This window comes from Fusobacterium sp. (assembly GCF_030528405.1).
In the GTDB taxonomy this organism is placed as follows: domain Bacteria; phylum Fusobacteriota; class Fusobacteriia; order Fusobacteriales; family Fusobacteriaceae; genus Fusobacterium.
The window spans coordinates 1-24,449 of the sequence record NZ_JAUMYY010000025.1 but is presented as its reverse complement, the minus strand read 5'-3'; the positions used below and the strand labels follow the sequence as shown (position 1 = coordinate 24,449).

General features: G+C 29.3%; 19 protein-coding genes. 9 read left to right on the top strand and 10 right to left on the bottom strand.

Going from position 1 to position 24,449, the window contains the following annotated elements; all coding sequences use genetic code 11:
- Positions 1 to 211: 211 nt before the first annotated feature.
- From Q4A58_RS05415 to Q4A58_RS05390, 6 genes are all read left to right on the top strand, one after another.
- Positions 212 to 1,747 carry an ABC transporter substrate-binding protein gene (locus Q4A58_RS05415; RefSeq protein WP_303117233.1) on the top strand — a complete coding sequence of 512 codons (1,536 nt, stop codon included), beginning with the start codon at positions 212 to 214 and terminating at the stop codon, positions 1,745 to 1,747.
- 81 nt (positions 1,748 to 1,828) lie between these two features.
- The gene (gene nikB, locus Q4A58_RS05410; RefSeq protein WP_303117231.1) at positions 1,829 to 2,755 is read left to right on the top strand and encodes a nickel ABC transporter permease; all 927 of its coding nucleotides are present in this window, start codon (positions 1,829 to 1,831) and stop codon (positions 2,753 to 2,755) included.
- A gap of 9 nt (positions 2,756 to 2,764) precedes the next feature.
- Positions 2,765 to 3,637, top strand: a complete 873-nt coding sequence (locus Q4A58_RS05405) for an ABC transporter permease (RefSeq protein ID WP_303117229.1) — start codon at positions 2,765 to 2,767, stop codon at positions 3,635 to 3,637.
- Between the two features lie 21 nt (positions 3,638 to 3,658).
- A complete protein-coding gene (locus Q4A58_RS05400; protein ID WP_303117227.1) occupies positions 3,659 to 4,663 on the top strand; it encodes an ABC transporter ATP-binding protein in 1,005 nt (334 codons plus the stop codon).
- Positions 4,656 to 5,627 (top strand): ABC transporter ATP-binding protein, encoded by a 972-nt coding sequence (locus Q4A58_RS05395; protein ID WP_303117225.1) that lies wholly within the window; start codon positions 4,656 to 4,658, stop codon positions 5,625 to 5,627. Before Q4A58_RS05400 ends, Q4A58_RS05395 begins: the two co-directional genes overlap by 8 nt.
- Before the next feature lie 203 nt (positions 5,628 to 5,830).
- Entirely contained in the window at positions 5,831 to 6,394 is a 564-nt protein-coding gene (locus Q4A58_RS05390; protein WP_303117224.1) for a TIGR00730 family Rossman fold protein, read from the top strand.
- A 110-nt stretch (positions 6,395 to 6,504) separates the two neighbouring features.
- On the opposite strand, the gene Q4A58_RS05385 is transcribed toward Q4A58_RS05390, so the two are convergent.
- Both Q4A58_RS05385 and Q4A58_RS05380 read right to left on the bottom strand, forming a co-directional pair.
- On the bottom strand, positions 6,505 to 7,275 hold the full coding sequence (locus Q4A58_RS05385; protein ID WP_303117221.1) for a 3-hydroxybutyrate dehydrogenase: 771 nt from the start codon (positions 7,273 to 7,275) through the stop codon (positions 6,505 to 6,507).
- Between the two features lie 39 nt (positions 7,276 to 7,314).
- Positions 7,315 to 8,433, bottom strand: coding sequence for a TetR/AcrR family transcriptional regulator (locus Q4A58_RS05380; RefSeq protein WP_303117220.1), 1,119 nt, complete (start codon positions 8,431 to 8,433; stop codon positions 7,315 to 7,317).
- Between the two features lie 164 nt (positions 8,434 to 8,597).
- Between Q4A58_RS05380 and Q4A58_RS05375 the strand changes: the two genes are divergently transcribed.
- The 3 genes from Q4A58_RS05375 to Q4A58_RS05365 all read left to right on the top strand — a co-directional run bounded on the left by Q4A58_RS05375 (position 8,598) and on the right by Q4A58_RS05365 (position 12,048).
- Positions 8,598 to 10,151: an acyl CoA:acetate/3-ketoacid CoA transferase gene (locus tag Q4A58_RS05375; protein WP_303117218.1), complete on the top strand. Its 1,554-nt coding sequence runs from the start codon at positions 8,598 to 8,600 to the stop codon at positions 10,149 to 10,151.
- A 79-nt stretch (positions 10,152 to 10,230) separates the two neighbouring features.
- Positions 10,231 to 11,619 (top strand): GntP family permease, encoded by a 1,389-nt coding sequence (locus tag Q4A58_RS05370; RefSeq protein WP_303117217.1) that lies wholly within the window; start codon positions 10,231 to 10,233, stop codon positions 11,617 to 11,619.
- 24 nt (positions 11,620 to 11,643) lie between these two features.
- Entirely contained in the window at positions 11,644 to 12,048 is a 405-nt protein-coding gene (locus Q4A58_RS05365; protein ID WP_303117215.1) for a MaoC family dehydratase, read from the top strand.
- An 81-nt stretch (positions 12,049 to 12,129) separates the two neighbouring features.
- On the opposite strand, the gene secF is transcribed toward Q4A58_RS05365, so the two are convergent.
- From secF to Q4A58_RS05325, 8 genes are read right to left on the bottom strand one after another with little or no spacing between them, the layout of a single operon-like run.
- Entirely contained in the window at positions 12,130 to 13,080 is a 951-nt protein-coding gene (secF, locus tag Q4A58_RS05360; protein WP_303117213.1) for a protein translocase subunit SecF, read from the bottom strand.
- The gene (gene secD, locus Q4A58_RS05355; RefSeq protein ID WP_303117210.1) at positions 13,080 to 14,309 is read right to left on the bottom strand and encodes a protein translocase subunit SecD; all 1,230 of its coding nucleotides are present in this window, start codon (positions 14,307 to 14,309) and stop codon (positions 13,080 to 13,082) included. Before secD ends, secF begins: the two co-directional genes overlap by 1 nt.
- A gap of 60 nt (positions 14,310 to 14,369) precedes the next feature.
- Complete coding sequence (gene ruvX / locus Q4A58_RS05350) at positions 14,370 to 14,786, bottom strand: Holliday junction resolvase RuvX (protein ID WP_303117208.1); 417 nt, start codon at positions 14,784 to 14,786, stop codon at positions 14,370 to 14,372.
- A complete protein-coding gene (alaS, locus tag Q4A58_RS05345; RefSeq protein ID WP_303117207.1) occupies positions 14,783 to 17,389 on the bottom strand; it encodes an alanine--tRNA ligase in 2,607 nt (868 codons plus the stop codon). The genes ruvX and alaS overlap by 4 nt, the downstream gene beginning before the upstream one ends.
- 18 nt (positions 17,390 to 17,407) lie before the next feature.
- On the bottom strand, positions 17,408 to 18,133 hold the full coding sequence (gene lptB / locus Q4A58_RS05340) for an LPS export ABC transporter ATP-binding protein (RefSeq protein WP_303117206.1): 726 nt from the start codon (positions 18,131 to 18,133) through the stop codon (positions 17,408 to 17,410).
- Positions 18,130 to 20,754 (bottom strand): LPS export ABC transporter periplasmic protein LptC, encoded by a 2,625-nt coding sequence (gene lptC, locus Q4A58_RS05335; protein WP_303117204.1) that lies wholly within the window; start codon positions 20,752 to 20,754, stop codon positions 18,130 to 18,132. The genes lptB and lptC overlap by 4 nt, the downstream gene beginning before the upstream one ends.
- On the bottom strand, positions 20,747 to 23,383 hold the full coding sequence (mutS, locus tag Q4A58_RS05330) for a DNA mismatch repair protein MutS (protein ID WP_303117202.1): 2,637 nt from the start codon (positions 23,381 to 23,383) through the stop codon (positions 20,747 to 20,749). Before mutS ends, lptC begins: the two co-directional genes overlap by 8 nt.
- Positions 23,384 to 23,414: 31 nt before the next feature.
- Complete coding sequence (locus Q4A58_RS05325) at positions 23,415 to 24,338, bottom strand: tRNA-dihydrouridine synthase (protein ID WP_303117200.1); 924 nt, start codon at positions 24,336 to 24,338, stop codon at positions 23,415 to 23,417.
- Positions 24,339 to 24,449 lie beyond the last annotated feature (111 nt).

The window sequence follows — 24,449 nt, the reverse complement described above, 5'->3', positions numbered from 1 at the left end:
ATTCTTCTCATAAATAAACAATGAATTAATAACTTCATTTAGTATGTATAAATATGTATAAAATTAGATATAAAAATGTCATATTAATTTCTCTCAAAACAAGATAAATTTTATATAATTAAAATTTAAATTTTATATAGATTGACTTTTTTCACCAAAATATAGTAAAATCTCTATATGAAATAAATATTTTAAGGAAGGTGGTTATTATATGAATTTTAGAAAAAAAATTTTAATAGCTGTTGCTATGTTAGCAAGTATGTTATTTCTAGTAGCTTGTGGTGGTGGAGCTGATAAGTCTGCTAGTAATAATGCTGTAAGAGATACTTTAGTTGTTGGAAATCCTGCTGATGCTAAGTCATTAGATCCTCATGCTTCTAATGATAATCCTTCATCAAGAATATCTGTTCAAATCTATGATAGATTATTTGAATTTGATGATAATTCAGTTCCTCAACCGTCATTAGCTGAGTCTGTTGAACAACCAGATAATGTTACGACAATTATTCATTTAGTAAAAGGAGTTAAATTCCATAATGGTGAGGAATTAAAAGCATCTGATGTAAAATTTACCTTTGATAGAATGAAAGCTTCTCCACAAGTTCAACATATAGTAGAAGCTATTGATAGTGTTGAAGTAGTTGATGATTATACTGTTAAATTTGTTACTAAGTTCCCTTTTGCTCCACTTTTAAATCATCTATCTCACAATGCTACTGCTATATTAAATGAAAAAGCAGTTAATGAAGCTGGAGATACTTATGGACAAAATCCAGTTGGAACTGGACCATACAAGTTTATTTCTTGGGCAAGTGGAGACAGAATAACTCTTGAAGCTTTCCCTGAATACTTTAAAGGTGAAACTCCTATTAAAAATCTTGTGTTTAGAAGTATAGTTGAAGAAACAAACAGAACTATAGGACTTGAAACAGGTGAATTAGATGTTATATACGATATTCAAGGTATTGATAAAAATAAATTAAAAACAGATGATAGATTTACATATATTGAAGAACCTGGTGTTTCTATGACTTATCTTGGTTTCAATGTTAAAAAAGCTCCTTTTGACAATCCAAAAGTTAGAGAAGCTATATCTTATGCAATAAATCAAGAACCAATAGTTGAAACAGCTTTTTTTGGTGGCGCAGTTGCTGCTGATTCTATAATTGGACCAAAACTGTTTGCTTATTCTCCTGTTGGAAAATATGAACATAATATAGAAAAAGCTAAGGAACTTTTAAAAGAAGCTGGTTTTGAAAATGGATTTAAAACTAAAATTTGGATAAATGACAACAGTGTAAGAAGAGATATCGCTGTTATATTACAAGACCAATTAAAACAAGTGGGAATTGATGCTGCTATTGAAACTCTTGAATGGGCAGCATACCTAGATGGTACTGCAAGAGGAGATCACGATATGTTTATACTTGGTTGGGGAACTGTAACAAGAGACCCTGATTATGGTATAGCTGCTCTTGTTAGTACAGATACTCATGGTGGAGCTGGAAATAGAACTTTCTACTCTAACTCTAAAGTTGATCAATTATTAAAAGATGGAAGAGCTGAACTTGATGTAGAAAAGAGAAAAGCTATCTACAAAGAAGTTCAAGAAATTATCAGAAAAGATATACCTATGTATTTAGTAGCTTATCCTACTTATAATGTAATTACTAAAAAGGATGTTAAAAACTTTAAATTTGAGCTTGCTACTGCTCATAGATTATATGGTGTTAAAATAGAAAATTAAACTAGATATTAAATAATATTAGAAGAGCTAGCTTAGTTCTAGCTCTTTTTCTTAATAACTAAATTTAGGGAAGGTGAGCAAATGTACAAATATGTACTGAAAAGATTAATTCTTTTAATTCCAGTATTATTAGGAGTTTCTCTTTTAGTTTTTGCAATTATGTATTTAACTCCTGGAGATCCTGCTCAATTAATTCTTGGAGAAAACGCTCCTAAGGCTGCAGTTGAAGCTTTAAGAGAAAAAATGGGTTTGAATGATTCATTTTTTATACAGTATTTTAGATTTATTAAAAATGCCATAATGGGTGATTTTGGTAGATCATACACAACTGGTAGAGAAGTTTTTAAAGAAATTTTCTCAAGATTTCCTAATACACTTGTATTAGCAGTTCTTGGTGTTTTAATTTCTATTATAATAGGAATCCCTATTGGTATTATCTCTGCAACTAAACAATATTCTTTTTTAGATAGTTTTAGTATGGTCTTTGCTCTATTAGGTGTTTCTATGCCTGTTTTCTGGTTAGGACTTATGCTTATTTTAACTTTTTCTGTAAAATTAAGACTACTTCCATCAGGGGGTTTTGATGGTTTATCCAGTATAATACTTCCTGCTATTACTCTTGGAGTAGGTTCTGCTGCTATCATTACTAGAATGACAAGATCTTCTATGCTTGAAGTTATAAGACAGGATTATATTAGAACTGCCAGAGCAAAAGGAGTTGCAGAAAAAGTTGTTATATATAAACATGCTTTGAAAAATGCTTTAATACCTATAATTACTGTTGTTGGTCTTCAATTTGGAAACTTACTTGGTGGTGCCGTTTTAACTGAATCTGTTTATTCATGGCCAGGTGTTGGAAGACTTATGGTCGAAGCTATAAGGCAGAAAGACACTCCTACCGTCCTTGCTGCAGTTATCTTTTTGGCAACAGCATTTAGTGTTGTAAATCTTTTTGTTGATTTATTATATGCTTTCGCTGATCCAAGAATTAAATCACAATATAAGTAGGAGGATATGATGAAAGACAAAAAAATTAATAAAAAAAATAGCCAATGGGTAGAGATAGCTAGAATGCTTTCAAAAAATAAAATGGCTATGTTTGGATTATTTATACTTATTCTTCTTATTATATTAGCTATTTTTGCAAATGTAATAGCAGATTATGAAACAGTTGTAATAAAGCAAAATCTTTCTAATAGATTGACTCCACCCAATTCTCAAAATTGGCTTGGTACTGATGAATTTGGTAGAGATATTTTTGCAAGACTTATACATGGAGCAAGAGTATCTTTAAAAGTTGGTATATTAGCTGTAGGCTTATCGATAATAATAGGAGGAACTTTGGGAGCACTTTCAGGTTTCTATGGAGGATATATAGATAATGTCATAATGAGAACTATGGATATCTTTTTAGCTGTTCCTAGTATTCTTTTAGCAATAGCTATCGTTTCAGCTTTAGGACCTAGTATAATAAACTTAATGGTCGCCATAAGTATTTCCTCTGTTCCTAGATACGCTCGTATTGTCAGAGCTTCTGTTTTATCCATAAGAGATCAAGAATTTATTGAGGCTGCAAAAGCAATTGGTGCTAGCAATACTAGAATTATTTTTAAGCACATAATACCTAATTCTTTAGCTCCAGTTATAGTTCAAGGAACATTAGGAGTTGCAAGTGCTATACTTTCTACTGCTGGCTTAAGTTTTATTGGACTTGGAATACAACCTCCTGACCCTGAATGGGGTTCTATGTTATCGGGTGGAAGACAGTATCTAAGATATGCTTGGTGGGTAACTACATTCCCAGGTGTAGCTATAATGATAACTATACTCTCGCTTAATCTACTTGGAGATGGGCTAAGAGATGCTTTAGATCCGAGATTAAAACAATAGTAGATAGGGGGAAACGAAAATATGAATAAAAATCTTTTAGAAATAAAAAATTTAGAAATTCAATATGTAAAAAATGCTGAAACTGTCTATGCAGTTAATGGAATTAATATAGAGTTAGCCGAGGGAGAAACTCTAGGACTAGTTGGGGAAACAGGTGCTGGAAAAACAACAACAGCCTTAGGAATTTTAAGACTTATCTCAGGTCCTACTGGAAAGATAAAAAATGGTATAATTAATTTTTCTGGGAAAAATATACTTGAAATCTCAGAAGAAGAAATTAGAAAAATTAGGGGAAATGATATCTCAATGATATTCCAAGACCCTATGACTTCTCTTAATCCTGTTATGACTGTTGGTGAGCAAATAGCTGAAGTTATACAAATTCACCAAAAAGTTTCTAATGACGAAGCTATGAATAAAGCTGCTGAAATGTTAGAGTTGGTTGGAATTCCTGGAGCTAGAAAAAATGATTATCCACATCAATTTTCTGGTGGAATGAAACAAAGAGTTGTAATTGCTATAGCTCTTGCATGTAATCCAAAACTTTTAATTGCTGATGAACCTACTACTGCTCTTGATGTAACTATTCAAGCTCAGGTATTGGACTTAATGAATGATTTAAAAAATAAATTAAAAACTGCTATGATACTTATAACTCATGACCTTGGTGTTGTTGCCCAAGTCTGTGATAAGGTTGCTATTATGTATGCTGGGGAAATTGTAGAGTATGGATCTCTTAAAGATGTTTTTGAAAATCCAAAACATCCTTACACTATAGGGCTTTTTGGTTCTATACCAAGTTTAGATGAAGAAAAAACTAGACTAACTCCTATAAAAGGCTTAATGCCTGATCCTACAAATCTTCCATCTGGATGTAAATTTAATCCTAGATGTCCTCATGCAACTGAGCTTTGTTCTAAACAAATTCCAAAAGACACTGAAGTTACTGAGAGTCATTTAGTTAAATGTTTAATTGCTGAAGGTTTGGTTGAATTTAAAGAAAATTGGGAGGAAGAAAATGAATAAAGTTTTAGTAGAAGTTAAAAATTTAAAAAAATATTTTCATACTCCTAAAGGTCAATTACATGCAGTTGATGGAATCAACTTTGCGATTGAAGAAGGTAAAACATTAGGAGTTGTTGGAGAATCTGGATGTGGAAAGTCAACTACTGGTCGTGTTATATTAAGGCTTTTAGAAGCTACTGATGGAGAAATATTTTTTGAAGGGAAAGATATTAGAAAATTTAATAAAGCAGAAATGATAAAATTAAGAGAAGAAATGCAGATAATCTTTCAAGATCCATTTGCATCATTAAACCCTAGAATGACTGTAAGCGAAATTATTGCTGAACCTCTTATAATCCATAAAAAGTGCAAAAATAAAAAAGAATTAGATGAAAGAGTCAAAGAACTTATGGAAACAGTAGGTTTAACTGAAAGATTAGTAAACACTTACCCCCACGAATTAGATGGAGGAAGAAGACAAAGAATTGGTATTGCTAGAGCACTTGCCCTTAATCCTAAATTTATAGTTTGTGATGAACCTGTATCAGCTCTTGACGTTTCTATTCAAGCACAGGTTTTAAACCTAATGAAAGATTTACAGGAAAAATTTGGACTTACATATATGTTCATAACACACGACCTTTCTGTTGTAAAGCATTTCTCTGATGATATTGCTGTAATGTATCTAGGTGAACTTGTTGAAAAAGCTCCTTCAAAGGAACTATTTAAAAACCCTATACACCCTTATACAAAAGCATTACTTTCAGCAATACCTACAATTAATATAAATAAAAAAATGGAAAGAATAAAGTTAGAGGGAGAAATAACTTCCCCTATTAACCCAGGAATAGGTTGCAGATTTGCAAAAAGATGTGTCTATGCTGAAAAAATTTGCTCTGAAAAATCACCTGTTCTTGAAAAAGTTAAAACTAATCATTTCTTTGCTTGTCATAGAGCAAAAGAACTGGGATTTATAAAAGAATAAAAAATTTAAGTCTGCTACATAATAATTTTTGTAACAGACTTTTTTATATTAAATTTTCTTATTAAGTAAATAAAAACAATTCTTTATCAACACTTGTTAACAAAAAATCTTTAATTTTAACTGATTTATTTTATTGTTATTTTGATTTTTTTATTTTAAATAGTATAATAGAAGATATGAAAAATACTTTTACGGAGGTTAAAATGAAAGTAACTGTTTATTGTGGTGCCAATATGGGAAATAATGAAATATATAGAAATTCAGCTATTGAAATGGGAAAATGGATAGCAAAAAATAATCATCATCTTGTTTATGGTGGTGGAAAATTAGGATTAATGGGGGTTGTTTCTGATACTGTTATGGCTGAAGGGGGAGAAGTAACTGGTATTATCACTCACTTTCTAACCGAAAGAGAACTTGCCAATGAAGATATAACTAAACTTATAAAAGTTGATACAATGCCTGAAAGAAAAAAAATTATGATGGAACTAGGTGATGTATATATAGCTCTTCCAGGTGGCCCTGGAACTTTAGAAGAAATTGTTGAGCTTATTTCATGGGCAAGAATAGGGCAAAATAATAACCCTTGTATATTTTTCAATATAAATAACTACTATGAACCCATAAAAAGCATGTATGATTTAATGGTGAACTCAGGATTTTTAACAGAAGACGATAGAAATAAAATTTTATTCACTACTTCCTATGAAGAAATGGAAAATTTTATAAAAACTTACACTCCACCTGCAATTAGAAAATATAAGTAAACCTTCTTATAATAAAAAAGTACTGATTAAAAAATTTAAATTCTTTTCTCAGTACTTTTATTTTTAAATATTTTTATATAACTTATATAGTTAATAATATTAATTAGTTATTATTGAACTGTGTATCCTCCGTCCAGTATACTAGCCTGCCCTGTTATACCTTTTGCATCATCACTGGCTAAAAAAAGTGCTAAATCTGAAATTTCTTTCACATCAAGCAAACGCTTTTGTGGTATTAGTGGATATAAAACTTGATTTAAAACTTCTTCTACATCTATGTTTCTAGTTCTTGCTAAGTCTTCAAACTGCCCTCTTACTAAAGGAGTATCAACATATCCAGGACAAATAGCATTTACTGTTACTCCAGAATTTGCTGCTTCAAGAGCTGTAACTTTTGTTAAACCAATTAATCCATGCTTTGCTGAATTATATGCCGATTTTCCAGCAAATCCAATTACTCCATTTATTGAAGCCATATTTAAAATTCTACCAAAACCTTGTTTTTTCATTATCGGAAAAACTTTCTTAGTTGCAATAAAAGGTGCTGTAAGCATAACTTTTATCATAAATTCAAATTTTTCTACTGGAAAATTTTCTATCATTGAAACATGCTGTAAACCTGCATTATTTATTAACACATCCAATCTTCCATATTTTTCAATGGTTTTATCTATTGCATTATTAATTTCTTCTTCCTTTGTTACATCACATTTTACTGCATAACAATCAAAATTATTTTTTAAATTTTCTTCAACAATTTCATTTAATTTTTCTTCATTTAAATCTGAAAAAACAACTTTATACCCTTTTCTTAAAAAAGATTCTCCTATTGCTTTTCCTATCCCGCTTGCTGCTCCTGTTACAAAAAGTACCTTATTCATCTTACCTCCATTTTTCTGTTAAAAATAATTTTATTAAAATTATTTCTCTAAACCGTTCTGAATAAGTTTTTTTATTTCCTCTAAAAATAAATCTCTATTTTTAAATTCCTTTGTATAAAAAAACTCAATGCCCATATAATGAGAGATACCTAAGAGCATTACTGCTATTATTCTTCTTTTATGAAAATTATAATTTAAATCATGCAATGTTTCTAAATAAAAATCTACATCTTCGTCCATAAATTTTTCATAAATTTTACTATCAATTAATTCCATTTCACGAAGTAACTTATATTTGAAATATGAATCTTTATAATACTCAAACAAAAGATACAAAAACATTAGATGATTATCTAGAGGAGTGTAATTTAAATTAAAATTATCTTTTAAAAAAAATAGAATTTGCTTTCTAATTCTTAAAACAACAGTTTTTAAAAAACTGTCCTTATTTTTAAAATATAAATAAAAAGCACCTGAAGAGATTCCAGCTTTACTTGTAATATCACTTATTTTTATAGAATTGTACTCTTGATTACTTAAAATTTCTGAACCAACATTCAAAATTTTACATTTTACATTGGCAGAGTTAAATGGAATCCTTAGATAAAACATTCCATCATGTAAAATTGATGTGTCCCTTTTTGATTGATATAAAAAACCATAAAGTAAAGATCTAACTAAAAAATCAATATCAATCTCTATATTTTTTGTTATAAAGTATATATTTATATGCCTGATTGTTGAAAGAATAAAAAATTTCTCAATTATTTTCAACTTTCGCTTATAAACATTCTCAAGACTTCTATTGTAAACTTTTTTTAATTTTTTTTCATATTCTAGAAATTTATACTGCCCATCTCTATATATTCTAATTAGTTTAATTTCTTTTCTAGTTAAATCTAAATTTTTTTTTATAAAATCTTTTAATCTTTCTTCAATAGTATCTCCTTCTATAATACTTAAATATGAATCTATTCTCACTATTGTTTCGGATAATAAAAATTTATATATTTCTTCTTTAGTTTTAAAATACTTATAGATTATTCCATTAGAAATATTTGCATTTCTACATATTTCCGATACTGAAACTTCTTCAAAAGGCTTACTTGAAAAGAGTTCTATTGCTGAATTTATAATTTTCCCCTTAGTGCTTTCCATTTTTTTCTCCTAATTCTTAAATTTAAAATAATTGTAACATATTTTTCAAAAAAAACAAATATTTTATTATATTTTTTTTGTATTTTTTTCGTTGACTTTTAAAAAATATGTGATATATTTTTATTAATGAGAGTATATTCATTTTTTAAAAAAAGGAGGCTTATATGAATATTATAAGAGCTGCTGAAGTTCCTAATATCATTAAAAATGGTAGTTTTATAGCTATTGATGGCTTTGTTGGTATTGGTGTTCCCGAAGAAATATTAGTTAATATTGAGAAGTCTTTTTTTAAAAACGGTTCTCCTAATTCTTTAAATTTAATGTTTGCTGCAGGATTTGGTGATGGAAAATCAAGAGGTTTATGTAGATTAGCTCATGAAGGACTCATAAATAAGGTAATTGGAGGTCATTGGGGATTAGGTCCTAACCTTAGTAAATTAGCAAATGAAAATAAAATTGAAGGATATAATTTACCACAGGGAGTTATTGCCCAGATGTTCAGAGATATGGCCGCTAAAAAACCTGGAACTATATCTAAAGTTGGTCTAGATACCTTTGTAGATCCTGCTCTTCAAGGTGGAAAAGTTAATAGTTCTACAAAAGAAGATATTGTGTCTAAACTTCAGATTAATGAAGAGGAAATTCTTTTTTTTAAAGCTCCAAAAAAAATAGATGTGGCTCTACTACGTGCTTCATCTGCTGACGAAGATGGAAATATTTCCTATGAAAATGAAGCTTTATTTTTAGAAGGTTTTCACATTGCTGCAGCAACAAAAAACTCTGGCGGAAAAGTTATTGTACAAGTTGAAAAAATATTGAAAGCTGGTTCAATCCAACCGAAAGATGTTAAGATACCTGGAATCTTAGTTGACTATATCGTAATTACTGAAGATTCAAAAAATCACATGCAAACTTTTGCTGAGCAATTCAATTATGGTTATGTAAATAATAATCTTTCTGTAAAATCTTCTGATATAAATTTTCCTTTAGATGAAAGAAAAATTATCTCTAGAAGATGTGCATTGAGTATAAAAAAAGAAGCTAAGGTTCTAAACTATGGTATTGGAATGCCAGAGAGCATTGCCTTGGTCTTAAAAGAAGAAAAGCAAGATGAAAAATTTGTTCCAACTGTCGAACCAGGAGCAATTGGTGGAGTACCTATGGGAGGAATGAGTTTCGGAGCCTCTTTGAATCCTATTTGCATAGTTGAACAGCCAACTCAATTTGATTTCTATGATGGTGGCGGTTTAGATATGGCATTTCTAGGTTTAGCTCAATGTGATCAATATGGGAATATAAATGTTTCTAAATTTGGTCCTAAATTAGCTGGCTGTGGTGGTTTTATAAATATAACTCAAAATGCAAAAGAAGTGATATTCTGTGGAACTTTTACTGCTGGAGGGCTAAAAGTAGATTGTGAAAATGGTAAATTAAAAATTATTTCTGAAGGAAAAATTAAAAAATTTATAAAAAATGTTGAACAGATTACTTTTAGCGGAAATTTTGCTATAAAAAATAATAAAAAAACACTATATATTACTGAAAGGGCTGTTTTTGAATTAAGAAAAGAAGGACTAACCTTAATAGAAATTGCTGAAGGTATTGATATTGAAAAAGACATTTTTGCAAATATGGAGTTCAAACCTTTGTTAGCCAGTGATATAAAATACATGGATAGTAGAATATTTCAAGAAAATTTAATGAATTTGAAATTTTAAGAATTTAATAATATTTTTCCCTTTATTTTTATAAAAATATAAATTAAATAAAACAAAATATTAAAAGAAGGAGGCTATAATGGTAATAGGAGTAATTGGAATTATTTTATCTTTGATTTTATTAATGTACCTTGCATATAGAGGTGTTTCTGTGCTTATTTTAGCTCCTATATTAGCTTGTTTTGCTGCTTTTATGGGAGGAATTGCTACAGGAGAAATTCATTTACTTGCTACATATACTGAAGTTTTTATGAAGAGTTTAGGTGGCTATGTAATGAATTATTTCCCCCTATTTTTACTAGGAGCTATATTTGGAAAAGTTATGGATGATACAGGAGCTGCTAAATCAATAGCAAATGTTATCTGTAAAAAACTGGGGAAAAAACGAGCAATTCCAGCTATTGTAATTGCTTGTGCCATTTTAACTTATGGTGGTGTGTCACTATTCGTTGTTGCATTTGCTGTGTATCCAATAGCAGCAGAATTATTTAGAGAAGTTGGAATTCCAAAACGATTTATTCCTGGAGCAATAGCATTAGGGGCTTTTACTTTTACAATGACTGCTCTTCCTGGAACACCTCAAATTCAAAATGCTATTCCAATGCAATTTTTTGGAACTGATGTCTATGCTGCACCAATTATAGGATTAATTGCTTCAGCTATCATGTTATTTGGTGGACTTTCTTGGCTACAATTTAGAGCTGGAAGAGCCATGGCTAAAGGTGAAGGCTATGGAAATCATAAAAATGAAAGTATAGTTAAATTTGATACAGATTCCCTTCCTAATTTTGGAGTATCTTTACTTCCAATCATAGTTGTTTTGGGATTAAGCTTTGTTATGTCAAAATATGTTTTTCCAAGTATGGATTTATCTTATTTAGAAAATTATAAAACAACTGCCAAAAAAGTTGTTGGAAATTGGAGTTTAATTACTTCGCTTGTTATTTCAATAATTCTTGCTTTTACTTTAAACTACAAAAAAATGGAAAATCCTATGGAAACTTTAACAAAGGGAGTTAGTGGTTCTTTTCTAGCAGTTATGAATACAGCTTCAGAAGTTGGATATGGAAATGTTATTGCTGGTCTTGCAGCTTTTGCTGCTATCAAAGGAGCTTTACTTGGTCTTTCTGCTAATCCTTTAGTATCTGAGGCAATTTCTGTTTCATCGCTTGCAGGTATTACTGGATCAGCTTCTGGTGGTTTAAGTATAGCTTTAGGAGCTCTAGGCGAAACTTATTTAAAACAAGCTCAAGAACTTGGAATTAATCCAGAAGTTTTACACCGAATTGCTGTTATTGCTTGTGGTGGTTTAGATACTTTACCTCACAATGGTGCTGTTATAACTTTACTTGGTGTTACTGGACTGACTCATAAAGAATCATATATTGACATCGGTATGTGTACAGCAGTTATCCCTACAATTGCTGTAATAGTTTGTATAATCTTGGCAAGCTTTGGAATAGTGTAAAAATATTTTTATAGGAGATAGATTATGAAATTTGATGACTTAGAAGTAGGAATGTTTGAAACTGTTGCTAAGACCATAACAGAAGCAGATATTATGCTTTATTCTGGAATTAGCTTAGATATAAACCCAATTCATTTAAATAATGAATATGCAAAAAATAGTATTTTTAAAGGTAGAATTGCTCATGGTATGCTAACTGCTGGTTTTATTTCAGCTGTTTTGGGGACAAAATTACCAGGAGAAGGAAGTATTTATTTGTCACAAAATTTAAATTTTCTAGCACCTGTAAAAATTGGAGACACAATTACAGCTAGATGTGAAATTATCGAGCTTATACCAGATAAAAAAATTGTAATTCTAAAAACAATTTGTTACAATCAAGAAAATGTAACCGTACTTGATGGACAAGCAAAAATTTTAAAAAAATAGTGATCTTATTTTCCTAAAACAAAAAAAGAGTTGATTAATTGAATTTTCAATTTTCAACTCTTTTTCTATTTCTTAATTTTTCTACACTAAAATTTTTTCTACTCTTTCTTCCTCTTCTTCTTTTTCTTTAAAATAGTCTCCCATATCTCTATTTTTTCTTTTATTTAAAATGTAAACTAGAGGTGTTGCTAGAAAAATCGAACTATAAGAACCTGCCAAAATACCTACCAACATAGTAACAATAAATGTTTTTAAACTATCCCCACCAAAGATTAAAACTGCTATTATTGAAAATAAAGTTGTTACTGAAGTATTTATTGACCTTACCATTACTTGATCAACGGATTTAGTCATACATTCTTCTAAAGTCCATTTATTAGCTTTCATTCTTCTTAAATTTTCTCTTATCCTATCAAAAATGACTATTGTATCATTTATTGAGTAACCTAAAATGGTTAAAATAGCTGCAATAAATGGAGTATTTATTTCATAGCCAACAAGCGAAATATATCCAATTGAAATTATAATATCATGTAATAATGCTATTATAGCAGCAATTGCAAAGCTAAATTCAAATCTCATCGTAACATAGGCAACAATTAGTATAGAGCCTATAACAAGAGAATATATTGCTGATTTCTTTAAATCCGCCCCCACACTAGCTCCAACTTTTTCTGCTTTCTCTAAATCATAGTTACCTAATTTTTTTAGATTTTCAAGTATTTCTTCTTTTTGATTTTCTGTTATCTCCTGAACTCTTATAATTATAGTTCCATCATCAGAAATTTGTACTTTTCTGCTGTTTGGATTTATTTGTGGTATTTTTTCAGCAAGTTCATCTAAATTTTCATTTATTTCATTCAAAGTAATATTTTTCTCTACATAATTAATTTGTATTAGATTTCCTCCCACAAAATCTATACCATAATTTAATCCTTTAAAAAGAAATATCCCTAATGATAAAATGACTAAGACCACTGAAATTGAAAGATAAGGCTTCATTCTTTCTATTACTTTTAAATCAATTCTCATTATTTTACCTCCTCCAATTTCACTCCAAAAAGTTTAGGATCATTAAACCCAAACATATTTATAAATGTTAATAATATAACTTTTGTAGCAGTTATAGCTGTAAACATTGATGCAGCTGTACCCAATGCAAGTGTTACCGCAAAGCCTTTTATTGGACCTGTTCCAAATACAAATAAAATTGCCGTAATTATAAGTGTAGTTAAGTTAGAATCAAATATAGCAACAAAGGCTTTACTAAACCCTGATTCAACAGAATTTCTAATAGTATTTCCAAATCCTAATTCTTCCTTTATTCTTTCAAATATAACGACATTGGCATCAACTGCCATACCTAGTGATAAAATAAAACCAGCTATTCCTGGAAGAGTCAAAGTTGCATCTATAAAATTCAGAGTTGCAAAGGTTATGAAACCGAATAGTATGATAGCTAAGTTTGCTACAATACCTGGTAATCTGTATAAAATTATCATAAAAGCCCAAATTAAAATTATAGAAACTATTGCCGCATTCTTACTTCGAGCTATAGATTCATCACCTAAAGTAGCCCCCACTGTCCTTGTTTCAACTATTTCTGCTTTAACTGGTAAAGCTCCTGCATTCAAAAGTGTTGCAGTTGCCTTAGCTTCTTCAACTGTATAATTTCCTGTTATAACACCATTTCCACTTGGAATTTCTGAATTGATTCTAGGTGCTGTTTGTACAACTCCATCAAGTGTTATAGCAAGTTGTCTACCAATATTTTCTCTTGTTATTTGAGCAAATATTTTTGCTCCTTCTGGAGTCATTTCAAATTGTATCTGTGGTCTTCCTAAATTATCATAAGATACATCTGCATTTTTTAAATAAGAGCCTGTTAATAAAGTTTCGCCTAATTTTCCATCATTATCCATAAGTTTAAATTCTAAAAGTGCTGTCTTACCGATTAAATTTATTGCATCCTCTGTATTTTGAAGTCCTGGAAGTTCTATTATAACTCTATCTTCTCCTGCTCTTTGTATAACTGATTCTGCTACCCCTATCCCATTTACACGTCTATCTAAAACCTCTATAAGCCTATTCATAGCATTGTTATCAATTTTTGTATCTCCTTCAGGTACAGCTTCAAGTACAACATAGGCTCCACCTTTCAAGTCCAATCCCAATTTAATAGGTTTTGCTAAACTATACCACAATGAAATCGCAAATATCGTAATGACAAAACCTAATCTTATTAATGATTTTAACTTCATCTCTCCTCCAAATTTTTTCTAAATTTTATTCTTAAGTATAACTATGTTTTGATTAAAAAATTATTTTTTCATATCTAAAAATGTTTGTAAAATTATAGCAGCTGCCATTTTATCAACAAGTTTCCTCTTTTCTAAAGCTCCTTTTTTAGATAAATCATTTAATATACTATCTGCCATAACAGTTGAAAATCTCTCATCCACTTCTATAATTTCTAAATTGGGAATCTCTTTCTTCAATTTTACTATAAATTCTCTAACTTTTTCAGCCTGTCTTTTTTCAGAGCCATCTAAACTCTTAGGTATACCAACAACTATACTTGTCGTTTCATTTTCTTTACATAATTCTGCTATTCTTTTAAGAGCTTTTACTTTTCTTCTATCTATAGTTTCAAGAGGACTGGCAACAATTCCTAAAATATCTGATTTAGCTACTCCTATTCTCACATCTCCAACATCTAAAGCTATGTACTTTTTCATTGTAATATGTCCTTTAACAAATTCCTTATCTCTACCATAGCTGTTTCTAATTTTTCTATATCCTTCCCTCCTGCTTGGGCAAAATCTGGTCTTCCTCCACCTTTTCCACCCGTAGCTTCAGCTAACTTCCTAACTATATCTCCTGCTTTTATTTTATCTGTAAGAATTTTTGAAACTCCAACTGTAAAAGATAGCTTATTATCCAAAGTACTTGCTAAAACTGCCACAACTTTACTTTCTTTATCTCTTATAGAGTCAACCATTGCTCTTAAATCTTCCAACTTCTTATCTGAGAATTTTGCAAGCAAAATCTTAACTCCATTTATTTCTTCCATACTTGTAAGAACTGATTTACTTTCAAAATTTGCTAATTTTTGTTTTATACTTTCAAGTTCTTTTTCTTTTTCTTTAAAACTTTCTATTAGTTTATCAACTTTTTCAACTACATCTAAACTCGTTGTCTTCAATTTTTTAGCTATAGTAGCTATTTTTATAGCCTCTTCTCTTTCAAACAAATATGCTCCATATCCTGTTTTAGCTTCTATCCTTCTTATTCCTGCAGCTATTCCTCCCTCTGAAATTATTTTAAATAGTCCTATTTTTCCTATATTATCAACATGAATACCACCACAAAGTTCTGTTGAAAATAAAGGAACATCTACTACTCTAACTGTATCTCCATATTTATCTCCAAAGAGCATAACAGCTCCCATTTTCTTTGCCTCATCCATAGTATGATAGCTAACTTCAACAGCTATTGATTCTCTTATTTTTTCATTTACTATATTTTCGATTTTTTCAAGTTGTTCTGTACTAAGTGCTTCATAGTGACTGAAATCAAATCTTAATTTATCAGCTTCCACCAGTGAACCTGCCTGTTGGATATGTTCTCCTAAAACCTCTTTTAAAGCTTTATGGAGTAAATGAGTAGCTGTATGATTCTTGGAAATATCTGTTCTTCTCAACATATCAACTTTTAATTCATAATCTTTTCCTTCAACAGCATGTCCTTTTATAAATTCAACGGTATGAAAAAATATGTCTTTTTGTTTTTGTGTATCTAAAACTTTTGCTATAAAATTTTCTCCTATTATTTCTCCTACATCTCCTATCTGTCCTCCTGACTCAGCATAAAAAGGAGTTTTATCGAAAATTAATAGATACTTATTTTCATTAATCTTTCTTAAATTCAAAAGCTTTGCCCTGTCCTCACCCTTTTCATAACCAGTAAACTTAGTGACTCCATACTTATCATAAAATTCTTCTATGAAATTATCTTGTCCCTTTTCCATTACAATTTCTCTAGCGGATCTAGCCTTTTCTTTTTGTTCCTCCATTTTAGCTTCAAATTCTGCTCTTTCTACTATAACTTTTCTCTCCTGTGCTATCTCCTCAGTCAATTCATATGGAAATCCATAGGTATCATAAAGCTTAAAAGATATTTCTCCACTAAGCTTTGTTCCACCATTAGCCAATAAATTATCTATTTCTTGATTTACAAGTTGTATGCCTTGATCAAGAGTATTTGAAAATTTTTCTTCTTCTATTTTAACAATTTTTTTAATATTTTCTATATTTTTTCTAAGTTCAGGATAAGCTTTTTCAAAATTTTGAACAACTTTTTCAACTAATCTATACATAAATAATTCTTTATGACCTAGAAGTCTTACATGTCTAACTGCTCTTCTTAAAATTCTTCTAAGCACATAACCTCTTCCCTCATTTGATGGTATTACACCATCATTTACTAAAAATGTCACTGCTCTTGCATGATCAGTTATAACTTTTAAGGAAAAATTTACTGTAGAACTTTCATTATAACTTCTTCCAGTGAGTTTTCCAGCCTCTTCAAGAATAGGAAATAAAAGATCTGTTTCAAAATTGTTTTTCTTTTTTTGTACAACTGCAGCTATTCTTTCAAGACCTGCTCCAGTATCAATATTTTTTTTTGGTAAAGGTTCTAAACTTCCATCTTCTTTTCTATTCCATTCTGTAAATACCAAATTCCATATTTCTATAAAACGATTATCTGTTCCTTCATCACCTATCTTTGAGTTTTCATCTCCACCAAATTCTACTCCCAGATCAACATGAATTTCCGAACAAGGTCCACAAGAACCTGTTGGTCCCGCTGACCACCAATTTTCACTTTCACCCATTCTAACTATTCTTTCTTTTGGAAATTTACATTTTTCTATCCATATTTTTTCTGCTTCATCATCTGTTGTAAAAACTGTTACCCATAATTTGTCTTTATCTAATTTCAAAATTTCAGTTACAAATTCCCAAGACCACATTATTGATTCTTCTTTAAAATAATCTCCAAAAGAAAAATTCCCTAACATTTCAAAAAATGTATGATGTCTTGCTGTTCTTCCAACATTCTCTAAATCATTTGTCCTTATGCATTTTTGATATGTTGTTACTCTTGGGCAGGGTGCTTCTTTCTGCCCTAAAAAATAGGGTTTAAATGGTACCATACCAGCAACTGTTAATAAAAGTGTTGGATCATCTGGAATTAAAGATGCACTTTCAAAATGTCTATGCTGCTTTGCCATAAAAAACTCTATAAATTTTTCTCTAATCTCATTGCCCGTTAACATTTTTTTATTTATCCTCCATCAATCTAGTTTAAAATTCTCTCCTAAATATATCTTTTTAGCTTCTTTACTATTTGCAATTTCGTAAGAACTTCCACTTAATAGGACTTTTCCATTTGCCATTATATATGCCTTATCCACTATGCTTAAAGTTTCTCTAACATTATGATCCGTGATAAGTATTCCTAAACCCTTACTTTTTAAATATCTTATAATGTTTTGTATATCTTCAACAGCAATTGGATCAACTCCTGCAAAGGGCTCATCCAGAAGAATGAAACTTGGATTGTTAGCTATTGTCCTTGCTATTTCAATTCTTCTTCTCTCTCCTCCAGAAAGTGCATATCCTAAAGATTTTCTTACATGAGTTAATTTAAACTCTTCCAATAAATTATCTATCATAGTTTTTTGTTTTTCTTTGGAAATATTCTTCATTTCTAAAACTACAGATATATTTTCTTCTACAGTTAAATTCCTAAAAACAGAAGGCTCTTGTGCTAAATAACCTATTCCTAGATTTGCTCTTCTATACATTGGGTAATTTGTTATATCCTGCTCATTAAATATAACCTGTCCAGAATTTGGCTTAACTATACCTGTAATCATATAAAAAGTTGTCGTTTTTCCTGCTCCATTTGGCCCTAAAAGTCCTACTATTTCCCCCTTTTTTACCTCTAAGCTCACTTTATTCACAACTTTTCTATCTCTATAGCTCTTCACAAGATTATTCGCGCTTAAACTTATCATTTCCCAGCTCCTTTTTCTGTTACATAATCTACATGAACATTTCCTTTAAGCCTTACTTTTTTTGTATCCATATCATAGTGCCCCTCATTTGCCGTTAAAATGCTTTCTTTATTTACTATTTTAACTTTTTCATAAACTGAGGCTACATTATTCTTTATTTCTGCTCTATTAGATGTCATAGTGATTTCTTCATTTTTTTCGTTTATATCCTTAACATACACAGAACCATCTAGATATATTATTCTATCATCCATTAATACCCTAGCAAAATCTGACTTTGCTATTGTATTCCCTTTTTGAGCATTATCAACCGTTATAATTGGTCTATTTTTCAAATAAACTATGTTTTTTTCTAGATCGGCTTCCATATTATCAGTTTCTAATTTCTTATTTAACTGAGTAAAGATTCCCTTCTCATTCATTATCAACTTCTTTGCCTTGTAAGTATCTCCAATTTTTTGAAGATATAAATCAAGCATCTCTCCATTAAATTCTGTTTTTTCATTATTTTTATCATAAACTTTTGATTTGACATTTCCTCTAAAATTAATCAAACCATTATTTATATTTCCACTTGTTGTATCAGCATAAAATTCAGATTTATCACTTGACACTATATTCGCATTCTTCACATATATTTCTCCAGTTTTATTATTAACTTTCCCAAAGGTTGACTTAATCAAATAATCATCATAAAATATCTGACTTGCTGATTTTAATTCTATATCAGAAGTTTTTGTATTATAAACTAAATTTTGGGTCCTTATATTATTTCTATCACTTACTAAGACAACATTTTTTAAAAGCTCCAATTTATTTTCATTTGTATAATATAAAATCTCATCAGACTTAGCTGACCTTGTTGCATCTTTCATATCAAAATTATAACCTTTAAAAAAGGCTTTTTTAGGATCATAGCTAGCTCTTGATACCTTTCCAACCATTGTTTTATTATCTTTAAAACTAATTGGATTTTCTATATGAATCAAAGCATCTGAATACTTATAGACCATATCCTCTGTATCAATTACAATTTCATTTTGTCTTGCATTAACAGGTCCCATCAATTTTATATAATCGCCCGTCTTTATTATTATCTCCTTTGCTGTACCATAAATATTTTTCTCTCTATCATCAAAATTTATCGGTCCTTCTATTTTACCCAATGTTGTATTGCTATTATAAGTTAAATTTTTTCCATTTAATTTCCCAGTTTTGGAAAATAAGTTTAATTCATTCTCACTTATTAAATCTCCACTTTTTCTATTGTAAACAATATTATTTCCTATAAGTTTTACATCTCCTTCTAAATTTCTTAATTCATAGTATTCTGGAACTTTAAGAAAACCAGTTTCTTCAACATAAGATATATTTTCTCCTTTTAGTTCATAATTTCCATTTGATAAAGTTAATTCGTTTGTTGCAGAAAAATCTTTCGTAGCTAAGTTATAATATAAATCCGTTCCTCTTATGCTTTGATTTTTTTCATTAAAAGCATAAAACTTTTTATCAGTTTTTATAACCTTTGATTCTGTATTATATATAAAATACTCTGCCTCTAAGTTATTTGTTGGTGAACTATACTTTAATAGGCTTCCATAAGCATTTAAATCCTTTGAAACTGTGTTAAATTCTAGTTTATCTGCTATAAGAGTCTCTGAATTTACAGATTCAACAGATACATCTCCTTCTATTTTAAAGGTCTTAGTTTCTATATTATAAGTCCCCATATTAGCACTAAGATTATATACAGGATTTCCACCCTTTATTTTCCCATAAATATTTATTATTTGACTTTGTTCATCTTTTTCTATCCTATCTACATAAAAAAGATAATCTTGATATTTTATCTGTACGTTCCCATTTATCTTAAAGCTTTCTTCTTTATCATTTAAAACAAATTTATCCCCTATAAGACTTATATTTTCATAATCTATTTCAAAGCCATTTTCTGCATAGAGATTTCTTTCGTCTAAGTTATAATACACTTCATTAAATTTTCCTGATAACTTAGATTTTCCTTCTTCATCTTTCACATTTCCTAAACCTACAATATTTATCTTACCTTTTAATAAAATTTTTTTTGTTTCACTAGAATATTGTGCACTATCTGCCATAAGAGACAAAAACTTATTTTTTATCACAACTCCATCTTCTAAAAGAATGTAATCCATAGATATATTAGTCTTGAATTTATTCCCTGAAATTTCTATTCCTTCTTTTTCGTTTATGGCTGAAACTAAACTTTGAGAACTAAGTGTTTCTGTATCTTTTTCATACTTTAATTCAGAAGCATTTATCTTCCAACCATTAGGGCTTATTCCTACTATATTTGAGTTCAAAATTAAATTTCTTGCTTTATCAAGTAAAACATTATCTCCACTTAAAATCATACCCTTTATTTTGGCTTTTGCTTTCTCAAAAACACTCTCTTTATCATCTATATAGTCAAATTCTTTCTCTGCTTCAACATAGTAACCATCTGCTTCATAGACAGCATTTTTTGTTTCAATTACTTTTCTTACTTCTTTTATTTTACTCTCTTCACCAAAATAATTAAGATATCCTAAAACAAGAAAGATTGAACCAATAACTATATATATAATTTTCTTCTTATTCATCATTTCCTCCGTTGAGAATCGATTTCATTTCATTTAATTTCAATAAACTTTCTAAAGGACTTAAAGAATTTAAATCTACATTCCTTAAAATTTCCAATGCCTTTTTTTCATTTTCAGAAAAATTTTCAACTTCTTCATCCAAAATTTCATCATCTTCCAATACATTAGAAAATAATAACATCTGCTCTGTTTTTATCTTATTTTCTACAATTGCTCTTCTTGTCTCCAATTTTTTCAAAATCTTTTTAGCTCTACTTAGAACTATTTGAGGTACACCAGATAATTTTGCAACTTCTATACCGTAAGATTTATCTGCTCCCCCCTTTACTATTTCTCTTAAAAATACTACATTTTTACCATCTTCTTTTACTTCTACTCTGAAATTACTTAAATGTTCTAATTCCTTTTCTAGTTCTGTAAGTTCATGGTAATGTGTAGCAAATATTGTTTTTGCTCCTATCTTGTCGTGTATATATTCTGTGATTGCTGTTGCTATAGATATTCCATCATAAGTTGAAGTCCCTCTACCTATTTCATCAAGTACTATAAAAGATTTTTTTGTTGCATTGTTCAAAATATTGGCAACCTCTGTCATCTCTAACATAAAAGTAGATTGTCCACTTAAAAGGTCATCACTAGCTCCAACTCTTGTAAAAATTTTATCAACTATCGGAATCTTAGCATAATCAGCTGCAACATAAGAACCTATATGTGCCATAATTATATTTAATGCTATCTGTTTCATAAAAGTAGATTTTCCAGACATATTTGGGCCTGTTAAAATAATTAAATTTTTATTAGCATCAAATTTTACATTATTTTTTACATACTCACCTCGTGGAATTAGTGTTTCAACTATAGGATGACGTGCTCCTGTTATCTCCAAATTATTATCTTCTGAAATTTCTGGCTTAACGTAGGAGTGCTTAGTAGCTATATGTGCAAAATTAGAAATTATATCGACAAAAGATATTCTCTTTGACAAATTTGAAAAAATTTCTATTTTATTTTTAATTTCATTTGAAATTTCTTTAAACAATTCATATTCCAAGCTTTCAATCTTACTTTTGGCTGTAATAACTTTTTCTTCATACTCTTTTAAATCAGAAACTATATATCTTTCTGCATTAACAAGAGTTTGTTTTCTTATATAATCTTGAGGAACTAAATGTTCATTAGCTTTCGTAATCTCAATAAAATATCCAAAAACTTTATTATACTTTATTTTCAAACCTTTAATACCAGTTCTTTCTTTTTCTCTTTGCTCAATCTCTAAAATATAATCTTTACCTAGCTTAGATATTTTTCTCAATTCGTCTAAATCTTTATTATAACCATCTTTAATTATTCCACCTTCTCTAACTGAGAATGGTGCTTCATAATCTATGGCAAGCTCTATTTTATTATGCACATCTAAAAGATTTTCTATATCTATTTCAAAAATTTCAGATATTTCAGAATCTTCTCTAAATTTCTTATATATTTCTAAAGATTTTTTAATAGAAGTTTTTAAGGATAAAAGATCTTTTCCATTTTCTGTACCATATATTACTTTTACAGATATTCTTTCAATATCATATATTTCCTTTAATAATCCCCTTATTTCCTCTCTGAACAAAACATTTTTTAAAAAATATTCCACATAATACTGCCTTTGACTTATTATATCTTTGTCCAAGTATGGATTTTTTATAATTTTTTTTAATTCTCTACTTCCTATAGAAGTTACACACTCATCTAACACTCCAAGCAATGTACCTTTAGCTTCTGCATTTCTAGCTGGCACTAAATCTAAGTTATTTTGAGTACTTAAATTAAGTTCCATTATATTTTGAATGCTTTTGTATTCTATTTTCTCAAAAGGTAAATCATTTTCTTTTTGTAATTCTTCTATATAATTTAATAAGTTAGCTGAAACATCTATAGCTAGAGACTTTTCTTTTAATGAAAAAACTTCCAAAGAAAGAACATTAAAAAAATCTAGGATATATTTTTCTGCTTTTTTTACATTTTGAATCAAATTTATCTTTACCCCAGATAAAAATATTTTATTTTCTAACATTGAATTTAAACTTTCTGCAGTTTTCTCATCAAGCAAAATTTCACTTGGAGCTATTTTATTTATTTCAGCAAGTAACCGTTGCTCTGTGTTTTCTCCAGCTATTTCAAAAACTATAAATTCAGCTGTTGTTATGTCAGCATAGGAAACTGCAATTTTATTTTCTTCATCATTTGATTTTATACACATAATATAGTTGTTCTTATTTTGATCTAAATAATCCACATCTATCATTGTACCTGGGCTTATAACTCTTGTTACTTCTCTTTTGACAATGCCTGTTGCTAATTTTGGATCCTCAACCTGCTCACAAATTGCTACACTATAACCCTTATTTACTAATTTTGCTATATATGAAGCAACTGAATGGTAAGGTACTCCAGCAAGAGGAATATCCTGACCTTTTTCCTTATTTCTTTTAGTTAGAGTAAGTCCTAGTTCTTTAGAAGCAATTTTTGCATCTTCAAAGAACATTTCATAAAAATCTCCCAATCTATACATAAGAATTTCATTTTTATATTCTTCTTTTATTTTTTTATACTGTAACATTAAAGGTGTATCAGTAGACATTTATTCCCCTTCCTCTTCATTTTTAACATTTTTATAATATGGATTTTAAAAGCTCTATTGTTTCTTCATAGCTATCAGTAGAATTTAATTTCCTTTTTACTTCAGCTGAACCAGCTATTCCCTTTAAATACCAAGAGATATGCTTCCTTATGTCATAAATAAATTTACCTTCGTTATCCATTTTTGAGTTTTCTAAATGCTTTATTGCCATTTTTACCTTATCTTCTTTGGTCACTCTACTTTTTAACTCTCCAAATTCAAAAATCTCTTTTATATCTCGTATAAGCCATGGGTTTCCAAATATTCCTCTTGCTAACATAAGTCCATCTACATTTGAATACCTTATCTTCTCCAAAGCATCCTCGGCTGTAAAAATATCTCCATTTCCTATTACTGGTATAGAAATATTTTCTTTTACTTCTTTTATAAGAGTCCAATTGGCTTTTCCAGAATACATTTGTTCTCTTGTTCTGCCATGAACTGTTATATGATCACAATTAAGTTTTTCTGCTATTTTGGCAATTTCTATATAGTTTTCTGGCTTAGTATAACCTACTCTTATTTTAATAGATAGTTTGGTATCATCATTTAAAACAGATCTAAGTTCTGATAAAATAGCTCTTATTTTTTCTGGTTCTTTAACAAGGGCTGCTCCATATCCACAATTTACTATTTTTTTCATAGGACAACCACTATTTAAATTTATATGTTTTACACCTAAATTTTCTATATATTTTGCACTATATTTTAATTTTTCTATATCCTGACCAAAGAGTTGAACTGCATTTCCTTCTCTCAATCTTAAAATTTTTGAAATAGTTTTTTCATTTAAAACTGAAAGAGCATTTACACTTACCATTTCTGTGAAAATTAAATCTGGTTTAAACTCTTCAAGTATTCCTCTAAATGTATAATCTGTTACTCCTGCTATAGGAGCAATATAAATTTTTTTCATTCTAAATCTCCTTGATATATTCTATTAATTTTAACACATTGATATCTTTTTTTCAATAAAAGTTGTTGCCAATTGACTACAAAAAAACTACAAAAAACACTAATAATGTCA